The sequence below is a fragment of the Stakelama sediminis genome (assembly GCF_014199335.1).
GTDB classification, from domain to species: domain Bacteria; phylum Pseudomonadota; class Alphaproteobacteria; order Sphingomonadales; family Sphingomonadaceae; genus Sphingomonas; species Sphingomonas sediminis.
Genome location: NZ_JACIJI010000001.1, coordinates 81941 through 105016 on the forward strand (window position 1 = coordinate 81941; position 23076 = coordinate 105016).

The following is a 23076-nucleotide window of genomic DNA, read 5'->3' on the forward strand; positions in this document are numbered from 1 at the left end:
CCCCCTCACGCCACCAGACTGCGCTGAATGAATTCGACCGCGATCAATGCCAGCCAGGCCACGCCAAGCGCGCCCGCGCCGCCATAGAAGAAACGCAGCTTGCGTCGGCGCAGTGCGGCCTGCGCGCTGGTCACGACTTCGCTGATCGACCCGATCACCGGCATTCCGCTGGCGCGTTCAAGCTGACCGCCGGTGGCATAGCTGGTTTGCAGCTTGCTGAGGCCGAAGGCAGCGGCGACACCGCCGCCCAGTCCCAGGATCAGCACCGCCGTCAGCAACAGCGGGCGATTGGGGGAGGTCGGCGTATGCGGGGTGGTCGGCGGATCGATGACGCTGAACTTGACCGCATCGGTCTGATCCTGCGCCTGTGCCTGCAACTTGACCTTTTCCCGGTCGGCAAGCAGCGAGCTATATTGCTGTTTCAACACGGTCAGGTCGCGGTCGATCTGCGCCTGTTGCGCAGCCGCGCCGGGGTCGAGATCCATCTTCGCCTGAATCTGCTGAAGGTCGCTCTGCAACTGGTCGCGGCGCTGGGTCAGTTCCGCCACCGTCGCCTTGCGATCGGTCTGCATCGACTGCAATTGCATATAGAGCGGGTTAGGCGATCCGCCGGTCGCGGTCGCCGGTTCGGCGGCGGCGGCCTTTTTCGCCTCCGCGATCTGGCGTTTGAGTGCGATGACGTCCGGATACTGGTCGGTCCAGCCGCGGGCGCGCGCATCGGCAAGCTGGCCCTCCAGCGTTGCAAGCCGCGCATGGGCTGGCCCGGCCGTGCTTCCCCCCGGCCCCGCCACCGTCGGCGGCGTGGAGGCGAGTTGCGCGTTGACGGTGCTGAGGCTGCTTTGCGCCGCAGCCAGATTCTGTTGCACGGTTGCCAGTTGCGACTGGGCATCGGCAACGCGATCCGACAGCGAGCCGGTACCGGGCAGCGACCCCAGATATTGCTGCTGAAACGCCGCCTGCTTGGCCTCTGCGTCCTGAAGCTGTTTTTGACGCTGGATCAGTTGCTGATTGAGGAATTGCAGCGACTGGTTGGTCGCATCGCGATCGTCGGCCAGATTGTCGTTGACGAAAATATCGATCAGCTTCTGCACGATCTGATGCGACAACTTGGCACTTTCGGCATCGGAACCGCCGGATACGGTCGCGGTAATCTTGAACAGGTTATTCTGCTGCGCCGTCACCTCGATCATATTGGCGAGAGAGGCGGCGCGCGCCGTGACATCCTTGTCATTCGACACGGTGTTGGCGAGATCGGTTCCGCGCACGACTTTCGCCAGATTGACCGAAGAGGTCAGTGTCTGGCGAATCTGGTCGATATCCTGCTGCTGCATCTGGTTCGATTGCTGGCCGGGCAAAATGTCACGAAGCTGCACGAATACGCGCGCGCTCGATTCATATTTGTTCGGAATCTGCGATACGACCAGCCAGCCCCCCAGACACAAGGCCCAGGCGACAGCGAGCGCGATCCAGCGCCGGATCCAGATTGCGTGCAGGGCAGCACGGATTTCTTCGTACAGATTGCCCATATCAGAACATGCTTTCCGGGATGATGATGACGTCACCCGGCTCCAGCCGAACATTGGCGGACACATCGCCGTCCTTCATCAGGCTGTTGATGCGCAGCTTATATTCTTTCTGCTTGCCGGTTTTGGGGTCGTACCGGACCAGCCGTGCGCGGTTGCCCGCCGCATACTGGTTCAGCCCACCGACCGCGATCATGGCGTCAAGCAGCGTCATGTCCGCGCGATAGGGAATGGACGCGGGCTTCTCGGTCGCGCCGACGATGCGAATCTGCTGGGAGAAGGTGCCCGCGAAATTCTCGACAATGACCGATACGATCGGATCCTTGATATATTCGCTCAGCGCCAGCTTCATGTCCTCGGCCAGCATCGCGGGCGTCTTTCCGACCGCGGGCATATCGCTGACCAGCGGCGTCGTAATGCGTCCGTCGGGGCGCACCTGCACCGTCGCCGACAGTTCGGGATTGCGCCATACGAAGATCTGAAGCTTGTCGAGCGGACCGATAATATATTGCTCGCTGGGCTTTTCCTGACTGGAGACAAAGCTCGCCGGCGGCAGTTGCGGCCGGTTTCCACCCGCACAGCCGGTGAGCAGCAGCGTGGTCGTACCCAACGCTCCCATTGTCCTGACCAGACCCGTCAAACGCATCAAAGCAACCTCCTTCGCCCATGCGACCGTGCCGGGGACGTCCTTCCGGCACACACATGGGATCAGGCGTGCTATGCTATGCGGAGGTTAAATTAGCGTTAGGTTTGCCGCGATCGCGTAAGTATTTCTCGCGGCACGGGGTGCCCCAGAAAGGCGGTCGGGCTGGCCGTCAACCCATAGGCCCCGGCCAGGAATATCGCGATGACGTCACCGATTTCGACGTGTGGCAACGCCACCTTGTCTGCCAGCCGGTCGAGCGGCGTGCACAGGCATCCGACCACGGAAACCGTTTCCTCAGGCTCCACGTCCATACGGCCCGCGACGGCAACGGGATAATTGCGGCGCACGACCGTTCCGAAATTGCCGCTCGCTGCAAGCTGGTGGTGCAGGCCGCCATCGGTGATCAGAAACGTCTCACCCTGGCTTTCCTTACGATCGACGATCCGGGTCAGATAGACGCCTGCCTCTCCCACCAGCCAGCGACCCAGTTCAATCGCAAAGGTGGAATTTTTCAGGATTTCGTCACGTGTTTCCAATGCTTTGCTGAGCGATTCCCCAATGCGCTCAACATCCACTTCGCTATCATTCGCGAAATAAGGGATGCCGAACCCGCCACCCAGATTGACCAGCGGCGGAGTCGCTCCGGCTTCGTTCGCGAGCCGCGCGGCCAGCGTCAGAGTCGCCGCCTGCGTTTCGATGATCGCATCGCTGTCCAGCGCCTGCGATCCCGCAAAAATGTGAAACCCACGCCAATCAGCGCCCGATTCCAACAAGTGTCGCACCAGCGTCGGCGCGCGGGCGGCATCGACACCGAAGGGCGATGCCCGGCCGCCCATCTTCATTCCCGATCCGCGCAGTTCGAAGTCGGGATTGACGCGCACCGCCAGTTTCGGACGGATAGCGCTGTCTTTACCAATCGCCAGCGCGCGTTCCGCCTCGCCCTCTGACTCAAGATTGATTGTCGCACCGGCCAGAATGGCGGCTTCAAGTTCGTCGTCGCGCTTACCGGGACCGGCGAAGCTGATGTCGCGGCCCAGCTTGCCCTCCAGCGCCAACACCAATTCGCCCGAGGATGCAACGTCGATACCGTCCACCAGCGGCGCTATTGCATGCACCAGCGGCGGAAAAGGGTTTGCCTTCAAGGCGTAATGCACCGCCACCGATGCGGGCAACGCTGTGCGCAGCCGGGCGATGCGATCCGCCACCAGCCCCATGTCATAAACAAACAGCGGCGTGTCCCCCGCCTGCTTGATCCACACGTCATAGGGCTGCCCGCCAAGCGTCAGCATGCTTTGTCCGGCAAAGGCGGACGGAATCGGGCCGGTCGGTTTCATGCCGTCAGTTCACGCTTCAGCCCGGCGCGGTCAAGCTTTCCATTGGCGTTGCGGGGCATGGCGTCGCGCCAGACATAGCGGGCGGGCTGCATGAAATTGGGCAGATCGCGGCGCAACCGTGCCCGCAGCGCGGTTTCCGCGACGTCCGGCAATTGTCCGGCAGCAGCGCGCGCGACCACGACGACTGCCTGCCCCAGCCGCTCGTCAGGCATGCCGAACGCCGCCGCCTCCACCGCTTCACCGCCCGCAAGCACGGCTTCTTCGACTTCCTGCGGGCTGATACGGTTGCCCGCGCTCTTGATCATCTCGTCATCGCGCCCGACAAAATGGAGAAGCCCTTCGGCGTCCTCCATCACGGTATCGCCCGACCAGACCGCCATGCCGTCATGTTTGGCGAAATCCGGCGCAGGACGAAAGCGCTGCGCGGTACGTTCCGCATCCTGCCAATAGCCCTGCGCGACCAGCGGACCGGCATGGACCAGTTCGCCCGCCTCCCCCGCTGCGGCGCGGCTGCCGTCCGGTTTCAGTACCAGTATCTCGGCAAAAGGCACCGCACGCCCCATCGAGTCGGGATGTGCATCGACCAGCGACGGATCGAGATAGGTCGAGCGAAACGCCTCGGTCAGGCCGTACATCGGATAGAGATCGGCCTGCGGAAACCGGGCACGCAGCGCGCGGACCATGCGCGGCGTCAGTGCACCGCCCGAATTGGTCAGCCGCCGCACCTTCACCGCCGCTGCGTCAGGCCATTCCGCCTCCAGCAACTGCACCCAGAGCGGCGGCACCCCGGCAATCGTGGTGGCGTCATGCCGGTCCACCGCCTTCACCACGTCGCGCGCGGTCAGATAATCGAGCGGAATCACCCGCGCACCCGCCGCCCAGGTCGAAAAAAGCTGGTTCTGTCCATAGTCGAAGCTGAGCGGGAGCACGCCCAGCACCCGATCTTCGGGCGCGATCTTCAGATAATGGGCGACGCTGATCGCGCCGAGAGACAGATTGGCGTGGCTGAGCATCACCCCCTTGGGCCGCCCGGTCGAACCGGAGGTATAGAGGATGGCGGCAAGCGCCTGCGGATCGGCATCGGAGGGCGGCAGGACAGTGTCCGACGTCAGCGCGTCCTGTTCCACAACAGAACAGTCGCCGAGCACGTCCCCATCCTCCAGCGTCGCGGCACGCGCAGCCTGCGTCACCAGCAACGACGCACCGCTGTTCGCCAGGATATGCGCCACCTGCGCATGTTTGAGCATCGGGTTGACGGGAACGTAGATCAGGCCCGCACGCGGCGCCGCCAGCGGCAGCAGACATGCGGCGCGCGTCTTTGGAAGCCAGCTTGCGACCCGGCTTCCGGGTGCGAAACCATAGGCCGTCAGCGCCGCCGCAAGCTGCCCCACCGCCACTTCCAGAGCGGCATAGTCGAGCGTGCCCTGGCGGTCCTCCAGCGCAATTGCCTCCTCCGCGCCGCGCAAGGGCAAATGGTCGACAGGAAAAGGCGTTGGATCAGGCGCGATCATGTCCGTCTTGATACTGTCGTTATCGATATGAACAAGGCAAAGTCTTGGCTTTGTGCGCCGCAACGACTAACCAGCGCCAAGTCAAAGCCCAGATGGAAGGGAAAATCATTGCGTGCCGATGGTGCTGTGCAGGTAGAAGATACGGTCCGCGCGACCTTACGGGACGTGCTTGGCCTTTCCGAAGCGCGTGTGGCTGCATTCGATGAACAAACGCCGCTGTTCGGCGCGCTGCCCGAACTCGATTCGATGGCCGTCGCAGGGCTGCTGACCGAACTGGAAGACCGGCTGGGCATCCTGATCGAAGATGACGATATCGACGGCGAAACGCTGGAAACCTTCGGCGCCCTGACCCGCTTTGCGAACGCCAAGGCGTTACAATGATCGATCATTACGACTGGTCCGGCGGGCGGGAGGCGATGTTGCGCTTCGGCCCCGCTGACGGACCGGTCGTGGTTGCGGCGCTGCCGCTGTTCGAAGAGGCCAACCGCACGCGCACCTTCATGGTCCGCATCCTGCGGCTGCTGGCCGACAGGGGAATCGGCAGCATCCTACCCGACCTGCCCGGTCAGGGGGAGAGCGTGGTTCCGCTGGAAAGCGTTACAATCCTGACCATGCAGCAGGCCTTTGCCGCGACAATGGAACATAGTGAACGGCCTGCCTATGCGGTCGGGATTCGCAGCGGCGCGCTGCTCGACACCTATTCACTGCTCGACGGTCGCTGGCACTTCGCACCACAGGGGGGCGCGACGTTACTGCGGGAACTGACCCGGATCAAACAGGCCGAAACCGGAAAGAATCTTTCGGAATATTGGTACTTTGACGAGGATTCCTCTAACAATGTCGGAAGTTCTCCTGTCGAAATCGCCGGAAACCGGATTGCTCCCGACCTGCTGACGGACCTGAGCGTCAAACACCCTTGGGATTACTCAATGTCTCCCGATATTCCGTTACGCACCGTTCGGCTGGAAAGCGACACAAAGACCGCTGACCGGCATGTCGCGGGCGCACCGCTGTGGCGGCGTTCGGAACCCGGTGACGATCCGATGCTCGCGGCGGTACTGGCCGACGACATCGCGGATTGGGTACGGTCGTGCGAAGGCTGATCGAATTTCCCTGCGCGGGTGAAACGCTGATGGGCTCGCTCGACAAAGCGGACGGCAAAACCGGTCTGCTGATCGTTTCGGGCGGCAATGAACTTCGCATGGGCGCGCATCGCGGCATGGCGCTGCTGGCGCAGGCGGTTGCGAATGCAGGCTATCCGGTGTTTCGCTTCGATGCTCGCGGGATCGGGGATTCCACCGGCGAGAACCATGGGTTCGAAGCACGTGGACCGGACATTGCGGCGGCAGCGGCGACCTTTCGCGCGGCAGCCCCCCACATGACCCGCCTGGTGGCGTTCGGAAACTGCGATGCCGCCAGCGCGCTGCTACTGCATCCTGTCGAACCCGCCTTCGACGCGCTGCTTCTCGCCAATCCCTGGGTGGTCGAGCAGGACGGCGACGATCCCCTGCCCCCGGCATCGGCAATCCGTGCGCGCTATGCCGCCAAGCTGAAAGACCCGCGCGAGTGGCTTCGCCTGCTGCGCGGCGGTGTTAATATCAAAAAACTTGTCAGTGGGTTACGCAAGGCATCTTCGAAACAGAATGAAGTTGTCGGCGGACTGGCCGGTCGGGTGGTCGAGGCCATTGGCCAGCAACCGGAGCGCATTAGGCTGCTGCTCGCCGAGCAGGACAATACAGCCATCGCCTTTACCGATACGTGGAAACGCGCACCGGAACCGCTTCACACTGCGGTTCCGCTCCATCGCTGCCCCACCGCCAGCCACAGTTTTGCGCGCGAAGCCGACAAGAACTGGCTGACCGAACAGGTTCTCGCCGCCCTGACGTCGTGACGCCAGAGCGGCAATAAGCGTATTATTCCGCCGCTTCGACGATGTTTTCAAACTCGGCTTCGGCAAGAAAGCGTTCGGCATCCAGTGCTGCCATGCAACCGGTGCCTGCCGCCGTCACGGCCTGGCGATAGACCTTGTCCATGACGTCACCGCACGCGAAGACGCCCGGCACACTGGTCCGCGTGCTTCCGGTTTCGACCTTGATATAGCTGTCGTCGTCCAGTTCGAGATGTCCGCGAAACAGCTCGGTTGCCGGGTGATGGCCGATCGCGACGAACCCGCCCTCAACCTCCAGCGTCGACACTTCGCCGGTTTCGGTGTCCCGCAGTTCCAGCGCCACAAGCCCTTCCGGCTCACCGCCGCCGACAAAGCGTTCGATGGTCTTGTTCCACAACACGCTGATGCGTTCATTCTTGAACAGGCGTTCCTGAAGGATCTTTTCCGCGCGCAGTTCATCGCGACGATGGATCAGCGTTACGTCGGGCGAGTGGTTGGTCAGGTACAGCGCCTCTTCGACCGCAGTGTTGCCGCCGCCGATCACCGCCACCTTCTTGCCGCGATAGAAAAAACCGTCGCAGGTGGCACAGGCGGACACGCCCTTGCCCTTCATCGCCTCTTCGCTGTCGAGGCCCAGCCATTTCGCCTGCGCACCGGTCGCGATCACCAGCACCTGCCCTTCATATACGTCGCCGCTGTCGCCGGTCAGACGGAACGGACGCTTCGACAGATCGACCTCGACAATCGTGTCGTACATCAGCGTCGTACCGACATGCTCGGCCTGTTTCTGCATCTGCTCCATCAGCCAAGGCCCCTGAATGACGTCCGCGAAACCGGGGTAATTTTCGACATCGGTGGTCGTCATCAACTGGCCACCGGGCTGGATGCCCTGCACAAGGATCGGCTTCATGCCTGCGCGTGCGCCATAAATGGCGGCGGACAAACCGGCCGGGCCGGAGCCCAGGATCAGCATCGGCGTGGAATGGGTGGTGCTCATGCTCGTCTCTTCGATGATTCTTTTGATCTGGCGACTGCGATACGCACTCGCGCTGTCGCCATCAACATGGGGACGTCCGCGACAATGCCAATCCGGGTGAGATGACAGCTTTTCTTGATGCAACGATAGTCACGATGCAGAGTTGTTCCGAGGGTAAGCTCGGGAGATACGGACATGGCGGACCACGGCGATATCAAGATCAAGGAATATGAAGGTGCCGCCGGTGGCTGGGGGTCGATGAAAAGCGTCGCCCGGATTCTCCCGGAAGAAAAGGCCGGAACCGACACGTTGGATACGCTGCGGCGACTGAACAAGCCCGAAGGCGCGATGTGCGTAAGCTGTGCGTGGAGCAAACCGGAAAAACCTCACCTGGCCGAATTCTGTGAAAACGGCGTCAAGGCGACCGCATGGGAGCTGACCGGCCTGCGCAACACGCCTGAATTCTTTCAGGAACATACCGTCAGCGAACTGAAAGACTGGCCCGACCACGATCTTGAACAGGCGGGCCGCCTGACTCACCCGATGAAATATGATGCCGCGACCGACAAATATGTGGCCGTGAGCTGGGCCGAAGCGTTTGACGGCATCGGCAAGAAACTGCGCACGCTCGATCCCACCAAGGTCGTTTGTTACGCGTCCGGGCGGGCGAGCCTCGAAACCTCCTATATGTATTCGCTGTTTGCGCGGCTGTGGGGGTGTCACAACCTGCCCGACAGCTCGAACATGTGCCATGAAACCACATCGGTCGGTATGAAAAACGCCACCGGATCGCCCGTCGCGACGATCCAGATGGAAGATTATGAAAAATGCGATGCGATCTTCTGCTGGGGCCAGAATGTCGGCGTCAATTCGCCGCGGATGCTCCACACGCTGAAAGCGGCGCGCAAGCGCGGGGTGGAGATCGTCGTGTTCAACCCCTTGCGCGAACGCGGCTGGGAGCGCTTTACCGATCCGCAGAACCCGGTGCAGATGGCCACCGACAGTTCGACGCAGATCGCCACTCAATATCATCAGGTCCGTGCAGGCGGCGACATTTCGGCCATTCTCGGCATCATCAAGATCGCGGTTGAAGCCGATGACAAGGCAAAGTCAGCGGGCGAACCGGCGGTTCTCGACCATCATTTCATCGAACAGCATACGGTCCGCTTTGACGAGGTGGCGCAGTTCGCGCGTGACGCCGACTGGGACGATATCGTTCGCGAAAGCGGCCTGACTCGCGAAGCCATTGAGGACGCCGCACGCGTCTATCTGAAATCCAGGGCGATGATCGCCGTCTATGGCATGGGCATTACCCAGCATCGCTATGGCATGGATGCGCTCTACATGATCCTGAACCTGTTGCTGATGCGCGGCCATATCGGCCGTCCCGGCGCGGGTCCGGGGCCGGTGCGCGGCCATTCCAATGTGCAGGGACAGCGCACCGTCGGCATCACCGAAAAGCCCGAACTGGCCCCCAATGACCGTCTGCGGCAGCTTTATGAGTTCGAGCCGCCGATGGAGAAAGGCTGGGATACGGTTGAAAGCTGCCGCGCGATCATTTCGGGTGAAGCACAGGGCTTTATCCAGCTTGGCGGCAACTTCCTGCGCGCCACGCCCGAGCACGAAAAGATGTGCGAAGGCTGGGCGAAGCTGCCAATCGCGGTGCATATCGCGACCAAGCTCAACAAGTCGCATCTGTACCCCGGCGAAGAAAGCTATCTTCTTCCCTGCCTCGGCCGGATGGAGCGCGATATGCAGGCGACCGGGCGACAGGCCGTGACGATGGAGGATTCGTTCAGCCATATCTATGGTTCGGTCGGAAAAGCGGAACCGGCCAGTCCCCACCTGCTGTCCGAACCGGCAATCGTCGCAGGCATCGCAAAGGCGACGCTGGAACCCAATCCCAATGTGCCATGGGACAAATGGGTCGGCGATTACGGTCTGGTTCGCGATGCGATCGAAAACACCTATCCCGACATGTTCACCAATTTCAACGAACGCATGTTTCAGCCGGGCGGATTCTGGAAGGGCAATCCGGCGGCGCATCGCCAATGGAAGACCAAGAGCGGCAAGGCTGAATTCAACGTACCGCGCGCGCTCAATGCTAGCGGGTTCGAAGACAAACCGGATCGCTTCGCGCTGATTACGCTACGTTCGAATGATCAGTTCAACACCACCGTATATGGCTATCGCGACCGTTTTCGCGGGATTATCGGCACGCGGGAGGTCGTGATGATGAACCATGACGATATCGCCCGGCTGGGTCTGAAGGACGGCGATATTGTCGGGCTGGAAAGCGATGCCGAGGATGGTGTGGAGCGTGTCGTGGACGGGCTGCGCGTCGTGCCCTACAATATCCCGAAAGGCTGTATCGGCGGCTATTTCCCGGAGTTGAACATCCTCATCCCGCTCGAACACCATGCGCTGGAAAGCAATGTACCGGCGGGCAAGTCCGTTCCGGTAAAGATACGCAAGCCCGCGTGACGATTAGATTGGGGGCGATATTGGCGGGGGGCCGCTCCAGCCGCTTCGGTACCGACAAGGCGCTTGCACGGTTGTCGGGCGAGACGCTGATCGACCATGCTGCGGCGGCCCTTCGTCATCATGTCGATACGCTGGTGGTAATCGGGGGCCACTATCCGGGTTTTGACGACAGGCCAGACTATCCCCAGCCGGATCTGGGGCCTCTGGGCGGAATCGGAGGTGCCTTGCGCCATGCCGCAGCAATCGGTGCGGATAGCGTGCTGACCGTACCCTGCGATGTGCCATCCCCGCCTGATGCCCTGTTCACCGCCCTTGACCGCGCACCAAGCTGGTGTGCGGATCATCCTGTATTCGGCCACTGGCCGACCTCGCTTTTACCGGAATTGGAAGAATGGTTGCGCGAAGGCCGGGAACGGTCAGTGCGCGGCTTTGCCCGAGCCATGGGTGCGATTCCCGTGCACATCGGCGTTCCGGTGATGGACGTCGACACGCCCGAAGATCTGGAGCGGATGCAGTGACCGGCAGTCGCGAAGAGCAGCTTGTCCGTCTGACCCGTGACGATAGCCTCCACGAAACGCGTTCCATTGCCGTGGAAACGCCCGTGGCAATCGAATTTAACGGCATCGGCTATGCCGTGATGATGATGACGCCCGCACATTTACACAACTTTGCGCTGGGCTTTGCACTGACCGAACGGATCGCCCGCGACGCCGCCGATATTCTCGACATCGACATCGCGAAAGTCACCGCAGGAACGATCCTGCGCATTCAGCTCGCCCCCGAAGCGGCGAAGCGGATCGGCGAACGCGTGCGGCATCGCACCAGTGATACGGGCTGCGGTCTGTGCGGCATCGCCAGTCTGGAAAGCCTTACTCGCCCCCTGCCCCCGCCGCCTGAACCGACAGCCATCGACCGTGATGCCATTTTCGCGGCACTGGAAAAGACACGGGCATATCAGCCTCTCAATCAGGAGACGGGGGCCACACATGCCGCCTTCTGGTGCAATTCAAACGGCGACGTTCAACATTCCGCTGAAGACGTGGGACGCCACAACGCGCTGGACAAGCTGATCGGCATGATCGGCGGCATGGCGCCTAAAGACGGTTTCTGCCTCATCACCTCGCGGATCAGCTTTGAAATGGCGGACAAGGCGCTGGTCGCGCGCATGGGGCTGCTGGTGGGTATCTCTGCCCCGACGAGCATGGCTGTCGACCATGCCCGTACCCACGGTCTGGGACTGGTTGCGCTGGCGCGAAACGATTCGATGCTGGTACTGAACGATCCGCTTGGCTGACATCGGGTGCCGCGTACCGGACAGTCTGCCCGCGTCCCAGCTTGAAGCGACACTGTTCCTGCGGCATGGTAGCGCTACGCCGACGAAGATCGATTTGCCCGGCATCGTCCGGGCGAAAAAGGAGAGGATAACGCCGCTGTCGACACCTGCCCCCTTCGATCCTCCGTCAATCTGCCCGGACATCACGCCATGATTACCCCCGACCCGTTCGGGAACGGACCTGCTGCGCCGTGCCGGGTTGTTATTCTGGGTGGCGGCACGGCCGGCTGGATGACGGCTGCCGCGCTGGCACGCCACCTCCCCGGCGTGGCGCAGGTCACGCTGGTCGAATCAGAGGAAATCGGCATTGTCGGCGTGGGCGAAGCAACCCTGCCGCATATCCGCAACTTCGTCGAGCAGCTTGGGCTGGATGAGGTCGAGTTCATGGAACGCACCCATGCGACCTTCAAACTCGGCATCGATTTTCGCGATTTCGGGGCCGTCGGCGAACGCTATATCCATCCGTTCGGCGCTTATGGGACGGAGGTCGCCGGAGTCCCCTTCCATCACTATTGGTTGCGACAACAACCGGCAGCAGGCGCAGTCGACGGCACCGCGATCGAGCCCTATTCGATGGCGGTTGCACTGGCGCGGGCGGGCCGTTTCGCCATTCCTTATGACGACGGCACCATCGGCACCACCTATGGCTATGCCTATCAGTTCGATGCCACGCGTTTCGGCCCCTATCTGCGCGACTATGCAACCCGGCGCGGCGTGACCCGCATCGAAGGCCGGGTAGAAGATGTCGAGCGAACCGCCGGGGGGGATGTCGCGGCGCTGCATCTGGCCGACGGAAGGCGGATCGAGGGCGACCTGTTTATCGACTGTTCAGGATTCCGCAGCCTGTTGCTGGGCAAGACAATGGCCGTCGACTGGGAAGACTGGTCGCAATGGCTGCCCTGCGACGGTGCCGCCGCCCTGCCCTGCGCCGCAGCGGACGATGAAATCGAACCGTTTACGCAAGCGCTTGCGATGCCTGCCGGATGGCGGTGGCGCATTCCGCTGCGCCATCGCATCGGCAACGGCTATGTTTTCTCCAGCGCATATGTGTCGGAGGATGAGGCCTGCGCGACAATCCTTGAAGCCGTAGAGGGGGAGCCGCTGGCCGATCCGCGCGTGCTGCGCTTCCGCGCCGGGCGCCGTGCCCGAAGCTGGGAGCGAAATGTCATCGGCATCGGCCTTTCCAGCGGGTTTCTGGAGCCGCTGGAATCGACCAGCATCTATCTGGTGCAAATGGCAATCGCGCGGCTGGTCGAGCTGTTCCCGGTGGGTGCGATTACCGAGGATGATCGCGCATCCTTCAACGAACAGGTCGATATGGAATATGACCTGATCCGAGACTTTCTGATCCTCCACTACAACGCCACCCGGCGCGACGATACGCCATTCTGGAACCATGTCCGCACCATGGAAGTCCCCGACAGCCTGAAGGAGAAATTGCGGCTTTGGCGCGATGGAGCGCGTGTTCATCACCATCAGTACGGGTTGTTTCTCGATGCAAGCTGGATATCGGTGTGTCTGGGACAGGGGCTTATCCCCGCAAGCTATGACCCGCGCGCCGATGCAGTGCCGCAAGACCGGCTGGCGGATGCCATGACCAGCCTGAAAGAGGAAATCGACCGCCGCGTCGCGGTTCTGCCCCGTCATGGCGCATTTCTGAACGCACGATCGCCCCAACCGGTAGCCAGCTGATGACGGCCTCCACACTCTCTCGCATCGCCGTGGTCGGCGGCGGGCAGGTCGCGCTGCTGGCCGCGACGGCGCTTGCCCGTGCCCTGCCCAATGCGCAGATCACGCTGGTTCGCACTACCTTGTCACCCGCTGCGCTTGCTGATCTCAGTCCCGGCGCACTGCCCGTGCTGCGCCGCCTGCATCAGCGTATCGGGATCGATGAAGCCATGTTGCTCCATCGTGCGGGCGCCACGCACCGGCTGGCGACATCATTCAATGGCTGGCGGCCGGACGGGGGACAGTTCCTGATCGGTTATGGCGCCGCCGACGATGGCGCCGAAAGCTGGACCGGCAAGGCACTCAACGATGCCGGGGCGACACCCCATGCCGGCCCCGCCGCTGCGCTGGCCGCCGAAGGAAAATTTGCGCTTCCCGAAGACACGCCCGGTTCACCGCTTGCCGATCTCGATTATGCGCTGCGCTTCGATCCGGCGGCGCATGCCAACCTGCTGGCAGGGCTTGCCCGACACCTGAATGTCACCCTGCTCGCCAGTCCGACGCTGACGGCATCGCGCGATGATACAGGGAGGATTTCGCGGCTGACACTGGCGGACGGCACGCCGTTGACGGCGGACCTCTATATCGACTGCACCGGCCCGGAACGGATGCTGCACGATGGCGAAGAATGGCAGGACTGGAGCGCCATGCTGCCCGTCAATCGCGTGGCATGGCCGGACCGTCCGCTGCCCCCCAGCATATCGCCGCGGGACGAGGTACAGGCACTCGACAGGGGCTATCGAATCGTCGCACCCAGCCGGGATCGCACGCATGTCTTTGCCTGCTGGTCGTCTAGCTCCACCGCATTGCCGGATGCCGAAACCGCGCGGCACATGCTCGAAATTCCGGCCGGGCCGATCGCAGCATTGACGCCCGGCAGGCTGGCATCCCCCTGGTCGGACAACAGCATCGCCATCGGCGATGCGGCGGCCGCGTTTGAGCCGCTGCAATGGCTGAACCTGCATCTGGCCCGGCACAGCATTCTGCTGATGCTCGATCTGTTGCCGGGCCATGGCGACGGCACGGCGGAAGCGAAGGAATTCAACCGGCGGTTTGCGCTTGCCGCCGATCGGGTACGGGATTTTGTGGCTGCGCATCATGTCGGCAAGCACGACATGGAGCGTTCCCCGCAACTCGCCCGCACGCTGAACGACTATGCCCGCCGTGGACGCCTGCCCCCGGTCGAGGAGGACAGCATTCCGCGAGACATGTGGGTGCAATTGCTGTCCGGGCTTGGCATCGGTCCCGGCCTGTCGGCACGGGTGCGCGCGATTGATCCCGCCGTTCGTGCACAGAATGCCCATGCCGCCGAACAGCGTATCGCGGCGGCCCTCGCCGCCGGTCACCCCTATTCGGCAGCACTGAAACACATGCTGGAATCGCCGTGACAAGTCCGCATGATCCCGTGCGTTCCATCGTCATCGTCGGCGGGGGCACCGCCGGGTGGATGGCGGCGGCCGCAGTGTCGCGGTTCCTGAATAACGGACAGCGCCAGTTCACGCTGGTCGAATCCGACACCATCGGCACGATCGGCGTCGGTGAGGCGACTATCCCGCCGATCGTTAATTTCAACCGCATGCTCGGCATCGAGGAAAACGACTTCATGCGCGCCACCCAGGCGACATTCAAGCTGGGCATCGAGTTCGTCGACTGGTATCGGCGCGGCAAACGCTATCTGCACCCCTTCGGCGAACTGGGGCATGATTTCGAAGGGGTTGCCTTTCACCAGTTCTGGTCGGCCTATCGCGATCAGGCGGATGTCGGAGCAATCACCGACTATTCGATAACGGCCGCCGCCTGTTACGCCAATGCCTATGCGCCTGCAGAGCGCGACCCGCGTTCGCCGCTGCGGCAGATGACCCACGCCTATCATTTCGACGCCACGCTGTACGCCGCCTATCTGCGTCGTCGGTCGGAGGTACAGGGTGTCACCCGCGTCGAAGGTCGCATCGTCGATGTCGAGCAGGATGGCGAAAGCGGCTTCGTTACCGCATTGCTGCTGGAGGATGGACGCCGTGTCGAAGGCGACCTGTTCCTCGATTGCTCCGGCTTTCGCAGCCTGTTGCTCGGCAAAACGCTGGACGTTGCCTATCGCGACTGGTCGCGCTGGCTGCCGTGCGACCGGGCGGTGGCGCTTCCCGGCGAGCGGCTGTCGCCGTTGCCGCCCTATACCCGTGCAACCGCCGACAGCGCAGGCTGGCGCTGGCGCATCCCGTTGCAGCATCGCACCGGCAACGGCCATGTCTACAGCTCTGCCTATATGGATGCCAATATGGCCGAACAGGCACTGCGCGACGGGCTGGAAACACCCCCCGCCGGGGAGGCCCGGCACCTGGGCTTCACGACCGGGGTTCGCGAACGATTCTGGGAAAAGAATGTGATCGCGCTGGGGCTGTCGGGCGGGTTCATCGAACCGCTCGAATCGACCAGCATTCACCTGATACAGACGGGCATTTCCAAGCTGTTCTGGCTGTTTCCCGACCGCCGGCCAAGTGCGGTCGAACGGCGCGAATATAACCGGCTGATGACCGAGCAATATGAATATATCCGCGACTTTATCGTCCTGCATTACAAGGCGACGGCACGCGACGACACACCATTCTGGAACCATGTGCGCACCATGGACGTGCCCGACAGCCTGGCGCACAAGATCGACCTGTTCCGCGAAAAAGGGCGCGTGCTACGCTACGATCACGACCTTTTCGGGGTGCCGAGCTGGGTCGCGGTGATGCTGGGCCAGCATGTCCTGCCCCACGGCCATGACCCGCTGGTCGACTCCATGGACCCGGCGCGCGTGCAACAGACGATGCAGCGCATGCGCGCCACGCTTACCGCCACTGCCGCGCGCATTCCGTCGCATGCCGACTATATCGCAGCTCATTGTGCTGCACCGGCCCCTAAGGCTGGGACAATGCCCTGAGCACGAAGCTGCGGATCGCTTCATCGCGTTGCGGTGAGGCTGCTCCCTGTATGCCGCGCGCATGGGGCGGCAGATGGTCCGCGGCGCGATCCGCATCGTCGGCAAATACGAAATGGTCGAACCAGCCCGCCCAGGCGGCGCGCTGCGGCGCGGGCAGGTCGCGTAAAGTCTGAAGCGCATGGATAAAGGTGATGAAGGCGCCGCCCCGGACAGGGTCATTATACCAGTAATTGACGAGCACGTTGAAGGGCGAAAGCGCCTCGACATGATGCCACCAGAGCGTGGGAATATAGATGGCGTCGCCGGGCTCCAGTTCGGCGATCAGTGCTTTTTCCATAGCGGTTGCAAACCGGGGATAGCGATCCGGATCGGGGTGCAATGGATCGACCATACTCACCGGCTGCCCCGCGGGCGTGAAGTTGAGCGGCCCGACATAAAGGTCCGGCGTCGCCTCAGGCGGAAACAGCAGAAAGCGTCGGCGTCCGGCGCCGACGACGGCAATGTTTTCCGAGAGGTCGTAATGCGTCGATACCTGCGACGCACTTCCCACCCACAATCGCGGCACCGCACCCGGCGTATCGAGAGGCAGGCGATGCGCAGCGGCAAATTCGGGCGCGTGACGCTCGACCGGAGCCGCTCCGGCATAGAGCGCGGGCATATCGGCGTCGGCCGCAGTAGCCGCAATCCGGTTCAGCACGGCGCGCAACGGCAGTTTTTCAATGGTATAATTGAAACCGCGCATATCGTCGGAATAGAAAAACCGTTTCCTGGTACCGAGCTTCGCCACCATCGTATCGACCGGCATTCCGGTATCGAGCGGCGCAAGCAAGCGTTGCACCGCCGCCTCTCCCTGCCCGGCCGCGCGGACCAGCGGCCAGTCCGGCACCAGCTTGCGCAACACCAACGGTCGATAATTTTCTATACTGGCGCGCAGTTCTTCACCCGCGGTGTCACCGCTGATCTCCTGAACGGCTTGCAGAGAGGAAATATCTGTCATGCGTCCCTTTGAGCATTAAACATGCCGGATTTCCAACAACGCGTCCGGAAAGTGCGCCTCGATTTTCCGGAGCAGGCCGTCGAAGCCCATTGACACTTGCCTCCTATACCCGAAAGTTAGCGCTAGCATAAATAAACCACCGCCTTTGCGACGGAGAGGAATCGAATGAGTGAAACAACCGGGAAATTGCGCCTGAGCCGCCGGGAAACCATGGGGGCAGGACTGGCGCTTGGTCTGGCCGCGAACGTACCGGGTGCCGCTGCCGCCGCGACCGGGTCAACCTCGCTGATGCCGCCCGGCCCTGTTCCGCCCGAAGCGCTGGCAATCGGGGCGCATGCCGCGATCAAGGGAATGCGCTTCGGCTCGAATATCGCCTGGGGGCCGCCCGGTGCCGACCGGGCCAGCGGCAACAACCCCGCTTATGCCTCGCTGTTAAAAGGGCAATGCAGCATCCTCGTCCCCGAAAACGAACTGAAGTGGCAGGCGACCCGTCCCGACGCCACGCATTTCGACTTTCGCAAATTCGACGCCATCCTTGCCTTTGCCGAAGCGCACGGCTTTGCGATGCGCGGCCATACGCTGTTGTGGTACGATCCGAAATATTTCCCCAAATGGCTGACCGATTTCGATTTCGGCCCGCATCCCGCACGAAAGGCTGCGGAACTGGTCGAACAACATATCCGCACCATCACCCGGCGATATCGCGGGCGTATCATCAGTTATGACGTCGTGAATGAGGCAATCGAACCGAAAACCGGCGAGCTGCGCCGCAACTCGCTGGCGAACGCGACCGGTAACGACACCTCGATCATCGACCTCGCCTTTCATACCGCGCGCGAAGAACTGCCCGATACGCAGTTGGTTTATAACGACTATATGAGCTGGGAAGGCGGCGAGAACATTCCCCATCGCAAAGGCGTGCTGAAACTGCTCGAAGGATTTCGCAAACGCGGCGTTCCCGTCAACGCGCTGGGCGTACAGTCGCACCTGATCTACACCGACGACGTACCGCCTGAACAACTGGTCAAGCGCTACAGCCCCGAATGGCGCCATTTCCTCGATGAAGTGACCGGCATGGGTTACGATCTCGTCATCACCGAAATGGATGTGCGCGACGGTGCCTTGCCCACCAACCCGGTAGTGCGCGACCGTGCGATTGCCGGCTATCTGGGGGGCTATATGGACCTGATGCTGTCATACCCCCGGTTGAAGGATGTCCTGACATGGGGAATGTGCGATAAATATAGCTGGCTACAGGGGTTCGCCCCGCGCAAGGACGGAACGATGGTGCGCGGCTGCCCCTATGATGCCTCGTTCGGCCCGAAGGACATGGTGCTTACCCTGACCGATGGTTTTAAAAGGACTGCAATGCGCAAGGCATGAATTCCGAGGATCCCTCTTCCCGTTCCCGGTCCGGAGCAACCGCCTTCGCCTTATCTTCGAAGGCACGCATCCAAATCATGCCGGTGGGCGTCGAGGGGGAACAGATCATCGTCATCGACGACGCCCTGCAGCACCCTGATGAATTGATCCGTTTCGCCACGACACAACGGTTCGATGAGACGCTGAACGGCCTGTACCCCGGCCCCCGCGCGCCCTTGCCGCTTGATTATGCCGAAGCGGTGGTGGCACGCGCTACGCCCCTGATCGCGCAGAGCTGGAAGCTGGGGCCCATTCGCCCGGCCCATGTCGATTGCGTTTATTCAATCGTGACCAAAGCGCCGAAACAACTTCTTCCGATGCAGCGGCATCCGCATATCGACACCAGCAGTCCATGGCATTTCGCCGTGCTGCATTTCCTGTGCGATGCGCATTTCGGCGGCACCGCGTTCTTTCGGCATCGGACAACGGGATTCGAAACGATCACACCCGATCGGGAGGCGATCTGGAATGCCGCTCTGGAAAAGGAAAAGCCACGCCGGGCCGCGCTGCCCGTGCGATACATTGCCGATGACGATCCCGACTTCGAACGGATCGCAACCGTCGGCGCGAGGCGCAATCGAATGCTGATCTATCGCAGCAACCTGCTGCACAGCGGGGTGATCCCGACAGATATGCCCCTGGTTGCCGACCCGCTGCGGGGACGTTTGACCGCCAATATCTTTATCGGATACCGGCCGACGTCTCCCTGACCTGTCGGCCCCCTGTCCGTCGCCATGCCGACGCTACCCTTCAAAAAAAGGCCGTCCGCGCAATTGCGCAGACGGCCCTTGAGGGAGGAAGCCCGCTTTTAGAACGTAAAGCGGGTCAGGATCGTGAAACGGCTGTCCGCCGTGTACCATTGACGCGGAACATATTGGATCTTGCCGGCTGAATCGAGCACCGCAGCCTGTGTCTTGGTGATCGAGTTGGTCAGGTTGACCGCCTGTACTCCGATCTTGAAGTGCGGCGTGACGGTAAAGGTCGCGGACGCATCCAACTGGCCATAAGCCTCCTGGAAAATCGGGTCGAACGGCGTGATCACATCGCGGATCGTCAACAGATACCGCGAACGCCAGTTATAGGCTGCGCGCAGTTCCAGCGGCCCGATATTGATGAACGGCGTGACGTTGATCGTATGCTTGGACAGCCCCTGAAGCGGGAAATCCGTGCCGGTGATCGACGAGGTACGACCTGCCGCAACATCGGGATCGGTTGCCGACAGCGTGCTTTGCGGCACACCGGACGAGTCAACATAGGTATAGGTGGCTTGAAGCCCCAGCCCTTTCAGGAAGCCCGGCAGGAAGGAGTAAACCTGTGAATAGGAAAGTTCGAACCCCTTCACATGGCCTACGTCCGGCGAATTGACCGGCTGCGTGACCACGGCGGGGAACGTTGCACCGTTGTTAGTAAGATCAATCCGCTGAGTCGAATTGGTCACCACATCGGTCAGACGCTTATAGAAAAGCGCTCCCGTCAAATGCCCCACATTCGAGAAATACCATCCGACCGTAAAGTCATAATTGTCCGATTTGGTCGGAAGCAGCAAAGGATTGCCGGCCGTTGTCGTGGTCTGAATCGAATAGCTGTTAGGAATAGCATTCCCGCTCGAATCGTAATTCGCCACAGTCGAAAGACCAGTGATGTTGAAGTAATTCCGCGTATACCCGAATTGCGGCGCATACACTCCTTTGAAATAGCCTAAGCGAAACTGGAGCTTGTCAGTAACCGCCAGCTTGAAATTGGCGCTTGGAAGCCAATAATCGTAATTGACGATTTTGTCGTTACCATTCAACGCACCGTTCAAGAATGCGCGCGCCTGAGCCCTGACTTCCGGCGAGAAAGTACAGAAGGGTGAAGCCTGTTGGCCCGGATCAATCGGTTCGTTACACTGCGCTTCCGTCGGCAGCGAATTCGCATTGTTGGCAAACTGCTGATAACCGAATGAACTACGCCGGGTGTTTGTGTAGCGAACACCGACATTGCCGGTCAGTTCCCACCCGTTGCTGAAGGTGGAATCGATGTTTGCCATCACATAGGTCGCCCAGTTGCGCCAGTGCTGCGGATTGACCTCACCCGGCTGGAACGGCGAATTAGGCAGGTTGCCGCAACGGCTGATGATCGGATTCCAGCCGCCGTTGATTACCCGACCGTCCGAACAGGTAGTCGTTGGTTCCCATTGACGGTTAATCGCCGTGGCGTAGTTGATATAATCCTGATAATCCGTCGCCGGATTTCCCGAATAATAAAGGCGACCCGGACTACCCGGGAAGGCGGCCTGTCCCTTGAAATAGTCCCCGAACAGGTTGGGCACATAGCCGTTTAGTTGCGCACCATTGACGGGGTCGTCCAGCCATACCGGACCGTTATTCCCCCACTGCTCGCTCAACCGGCCCCAGTTATAGACGGAGTAACGCGCAGTCTGATCGCGATCCGCATAGCGTCCACCGACCTGTACAGATTTCAGGAAGCCATTATCTGGGAACCGGTAGTTGAAATCGGCCCGAATCGAGTCCTCATTCCCGTCCGAATATTCGTAATGATCCATCGCTGAACGATAGAAGCTGTTATACGGATCAAGAAAACTCTGGTGAGACCCCGTATAATAGGATGGATAGTTTGCGGTTCCCGGGGTTCCCATGCAGGAATTGGTCGCTGTATTGAAATTGGCTGACTCGCAATTCTGCGGCGGCAGGAACTGGACGTCGGGCAGACTGTTGCCGTTCAATTTGATATAGGCGTCCTGATAGCTCGATATCCACAAACCATTGTCCATTGCCTGCGCAAAGGAATCGACATGCTGATAGTCGAGTTTCATGCTCAGACGATCGGTCATGTCCCAGCGGAAATTCGCCGTATAATCGTTAACGACATTGCGCTCGGTATGCTGACGGGCGATATTGTTGGACTGCAGCCCTTCTGCGGGCGTGCGTGCATTGCCCGAGTTCTGGTCAGCACGCCAACCGGTCGGCCCGGTGATATACCCGCTTTCGAACATGCCGCTATCGTCATAGTTGATCGACGTGCCCGCGCGGGCACGACTGTCGGGAACGCCGTTCGCATCCGAATTCGCTGCAACGTTATCCGTCGCGATCTCGATCGTGTTCTCGTTCCAGGCCTGACGCGCGTCTGAACGCAGGAAGCGAAAGGTCGCCTCCATCGAACCGTCATTGCTGCGCCATTGCAGGGCTCCCGAAAAGCCATAACGCTGCCGATCGAAATTCTGACTGCCCACCACGGCGCCGCGCGGGAACAGGATCGACCCGACCTCGGTAGCACCGTCGAACGGAATTACGTCATTGCGGGTGCCGTCGGAATAGACCGTGCGCGGGCGGAAACTGCTGATCCCCAGCCGGTCGGCACGCGAATAAAGCTGCGAATAGGAAAAACTGCCCAGGATCCCGATTTCACCGATCGGCGTGTCCCAGCGATTGCTCGCCAGCATGGAGACGACCGGCGATCCCTTTTTGGCAAAGTCGCCGTAATTCATCTGCAACGATCCGGCGAGCAGTGCCTTTTTCTGATCGAACGGCAGACGCGTACGCAAATTCACCGTGCCGCCGATACCGCCTTCGATCATCGACGCAGTGGGCGTCTTGAACACATCGACACCGGCCAGCAACTCGGACGGAATATCCTGAAAATTGATACCGCTGCCATTGCCGGCGCTGAAGGCATCGTTGCCGTTGATTTCGGAGCGCGTGTAGGTCAGGCCGCGAATGGTAACGCCCGATCCTTCGACCGAGAAGTGGTCGGGGTCGACACCTGCCGCAAAGCGGTTGATCGAAACACCGGGAATACGCTGCAGCGCTTCCGTAACCGAGCGGTCGGGCAGCGCGCCGATATCTTCGGCCGTAATCGAATCGACGATAACCGCACTGTTTTTCTTGATCGACTGGGCGCTGCGCAACGATTCAAGAAACCCCGTAACGACGATATCGCCCGATTGAGGGACACTTGCCGCCGCCTGATCCGCAGCCGCCTGCCCGGACGTTCCGGCCTGTTGCGTCGTGCCAACAGTCGAGGTCTGCTTCCTCTTGCCCTTGGCCTTTCCGGACTGCGACGATTGTGCGCCAGCCTCCTGTTGCTGCAACGGCTTTGCATAAACGGGAGAAATTCCAAGAGAAGCGCCCAACGCCACCATGGAGGCGCCGTATAAATATGCGCGCGCGCCAAGCGAACGCAACAAAACACCATTCGACATATAAAAATCCTCCCCGTTTTACACACAGGCCTTAAAACGAGCCTTGTTTTCTAAACTCATACAAAAAGATAACGCTAACAACATTATGTCTATGTCGAATTGCTCCCGTTCGC

18 protein-coding genes are annotated in these 23076 nt (G+C 61.2%); 11 read left to right on the forward strand and 7 right to left on the reverse strand.

The genetic code is table 11. The features are described from left to right. Positions 1-5: 5 nt before the first annotated feature. The 4 genes from FHR23_RS00450 to FHR23_RS00465 form a co-directional block, all read right to left on the reverse strand. Entirely contained in the window at positions 6-1526 is a 1521-nt protein-coding gene (locus FHR23_RS00450) for an XrtA system polysaccharide chain length determinant (RefSeq protein WP_184000986.1), read from the reverse strand. Between the two features lies 1 nt (position 1527). Beyond that, a complete protein-coding gene (locus tag FHR23_RS00455) occupies positions 1528-2142 on the reverse strand; it encodes an XrtA/PEP-CTERM system exopolysaccharide export protein (RefSeq protein ID WP_425506346.1) in 615 nt (204 codons plus the stop codon). 125 nt (positions 2143-2267) lie between these two features. Further along, the gene (locus FHR23_RS00460; protein WP_184000988.1) at positions 2268-3503 is read right to left on the reverse strand and encodes a pyridoxal-dependent decarboxylase, exosortase A system-associated; all 1236 of its coding nucleotides are present in this window, start codon (positions 3501-3503) and stop codon (positions 2268-2270) included. Next, positions 3500-5014 (reverse strand): acyl-CoA ligase (AMP-forming), exosortase A system-associated, encoded by a 1515-nt coding sequence (locus FHR23_RS00465; RefSeq protein WP_184000989.1) that lies wholly within the window; start codon positions 5012-5014, stop codon positions 3500-3502. The genes FHR23_RS00460 and FHR23_RS00465 overlap by 4 nt, the downstream gene beginning before the upstream one ends. A 108-nt stretch (positions 5015-5122) precedes the next feature. Here FHR23_RS00465 and FHR23_RS00470 point away from each other — a divergent pair, with 108 nt between their 5' ends. The 3 genes from FHR23_RS00470 to FHR23_RS00480 are packed head-to-tail and all read left to right on the forward strand — an operon-like array spanning position 5123 to position 6905. Continuing rightward, positions 5123-5395, forward strand: coding sequence for an acyl carrier protein (locus tag FHR23_RS00470; protein WP_246359637.1), 273 nt, complete (start codon positions 5123-5125; stop codon positions 5393-5395). Next, complete coding sequence (locus tag FHR23_RS00475) at positions 5392-6117, forward strand: hypothetical protein (RefSeq protein ID WP_184000991.1); 726 nt, start codon at positions 5392-5394, stop codon at positions 6115-6117. Before FHR23_RS00470 ends, FHR23_RS00475 begins: the two co-directional genes overlap by 4 nt. Further along, complete coding sequence (locus tag FHR23_RS00480; protein ID WP_184000992.1) at positions 6105-6905, forward strand: hydrolase 1, exosortase A system-associated; 801 nt, start codon at positions 6105-6107, stop codon at positions 6903-6905. The genes FHR23_RS00475 and FHR23_RS00480 overlap by 13 nt, the downstream gene beginning before the upstream one ends. 22 nt (positions 6906-6927) lie before the next feature. Here the strand turns inward: FHR23_RS00480 and trxB are convergent, their stop codons facing one another. Further along, positions 6928-7899 carry a thioredoxin-disulfide reductase gene (trxB, locus tag FHR23_RS00485; RefSeq protein ID WP_246359638.1) on the reverse strand — a complete coding sequence of 324 codons (972 nt, stop codon included), beginning with the start codon at positions 7897-7899 and terminating at the stop codon, positions 6928-6930. 174 nt (positions 7900-8073) lie between these two features. On the opposite strand from trxB, the gene FHR23_RS00490 reads away from it, so the two are divergent. The 6 genes from FHR23_RS00490 to FHR23_RS00515 all read left to right on the forward strand — a co-directional run bounded on the left by FHR23_RS00490 (position 8074) and on the right by FHR23_RS00515 (position 16343). Then, positions 8074-10362 (forward strand): FdhF/YdeP family oxidoreductase, encoded by a 2289-nt coding sequence (locus FHR23_RS00490; RefSeq protein WP_184000993.1) that lies wholly within the window; start codon positions 8074-8076, stop codon positions 10360-10362. Beyond that, positions 10359-10880: an NTP transferase domain-containing protein gene (gene mobA / locus FHR23_RS00495; RefSeq protein WP_184000994.1), complete on the forward strand. Its 522-nt coding sequence runs from the start codon at positions 10359-10361 to the stop codon at positions 10878-10880. Before FHR23_RS00490 ends, mobA begins: the two co-directional genes overlap by 4 nt. Next, positions 10877-11656 carry a formate dehydrogenase accessory sulfurtransferase FdhD gene (fdhD, locus tag FHR23_RS00500; RefSeq protein WP_184002235.1) on the forward strand — a complete coding sequence of 260 codons (780 nt, stop codon included), beginning with the start codon at positions 10877-10879 and terminating at the stop codon, positions 11654-11656. Before mobA ends, fdhD begins: the two co-directional genes overlap by 4 nt. Positions 11657-11845: 189 nt before the next feature. Next, the gene (locus tag FHR23_RS00505; protein WP_184000995.1) at positions 11846-13387 is read left to right on the forward strand and encodes a tryptophan halogenase family protein; all 1542 of its coding nucleotides are present in this window, start codon (positions 11846-11848) and stop codon (positions 13385-13387) included. Then, on the forward strand, positions 13387-14811 hold the full coding sequence (locus FHR23_RS00510; protein WP_184000996.1) for a tryptophan 7-halogenase: 1425 nt from the start codon (positions 13387-13389) through the stop codon (positions 14809-14811). The genes FHR23_RS00505 and FHR23_RS00510 overlap by 1 nt, the downstream gene beginning before the upstream one ends. Then, positions 14808-16343 (forward strand): tryptophan halogenase family protein, encoded by a 1536-nt coding sequence (locus FHR23_RS00515; RefSeq protein WP_343042915.1) that lies wholly within the window; start codon positions 14808-14810, stop codon positions 16341-16343. Before FHR23_RS00510 ends, FHR23_RS00515 begins: the two co-directional genes overlap by 4 nt. Here FHR23_RS00515 and FHR23_RS00520 read toward each other — a convergent pair. Beyond that, the gene (locus FHR23_RS00520; RefSeq protein WP_184000997.1) at positions 16321-17340 is read right to left on the reverse strand and encodes a cupin-like domain-containing protein; all 1020 of its coding nucleotides are present in this window, start codon (positions 17338-17340) and stop codon (positions 16321-16323) included. The genes FHR23_RS00515 and FHR23_RS00520 overlap by 23 nt on opposite strands. Positions 17341-17505: 165 nt before the next feature. Between FHR23_RS00520 and FHR23_RS00525 the strand changes: the two genes are divergently transcribed. Both FHR23_RS00525 and FHR23_RS00530 read left to right on the forward strand, forming a co-directional pair. Beyond that, the gene (locus FHR23_RS00525; RefSeq protein WP_184000998.1) at positions 17506-18723 is read left to right on the forward strand and encodes an endo-1,4-beta-xylanase; all 1218 of its coding nucleotides are present in this window, start codon (positions 17506-17508) and stop codon (positions 18721-18723) included. Next, positions 18720-19472: a DUF6445 family protein gene (locus FHR23_RS00530; RefSeq protein WP_281377170.1), complete on the forward strand. Its 753-nt coding sequence runs from the start codon at positions 18720-18722 to the stop codon at positions 19470-19472. Before FHR23_RS00525 ends, FHR23_RS00530 begins: the two co-directional genes overlap by 4 nt. A 98-nt stretch (positions 19473-19570) precedes the next feature. Here the strand turns inward: FHR23_RS00530 and FHR23_RS00535 are convergent, their stop codons facing one another. Then, positions 19571-22852 carry a TonB-dependent receptor gene (locus FHR23_RS00535; RefSeq protein ID WP_221227309.1) on the reverse strand — a complete coding sequence of 1094 codons (3282 nt, stop codon included), beginning with the start codon at positions 22850-22852 and terminating at the stop codon, positions 19571-19573. Between the last annotated feature and the right edge of the window lie 224 nt (positions 22853-23076).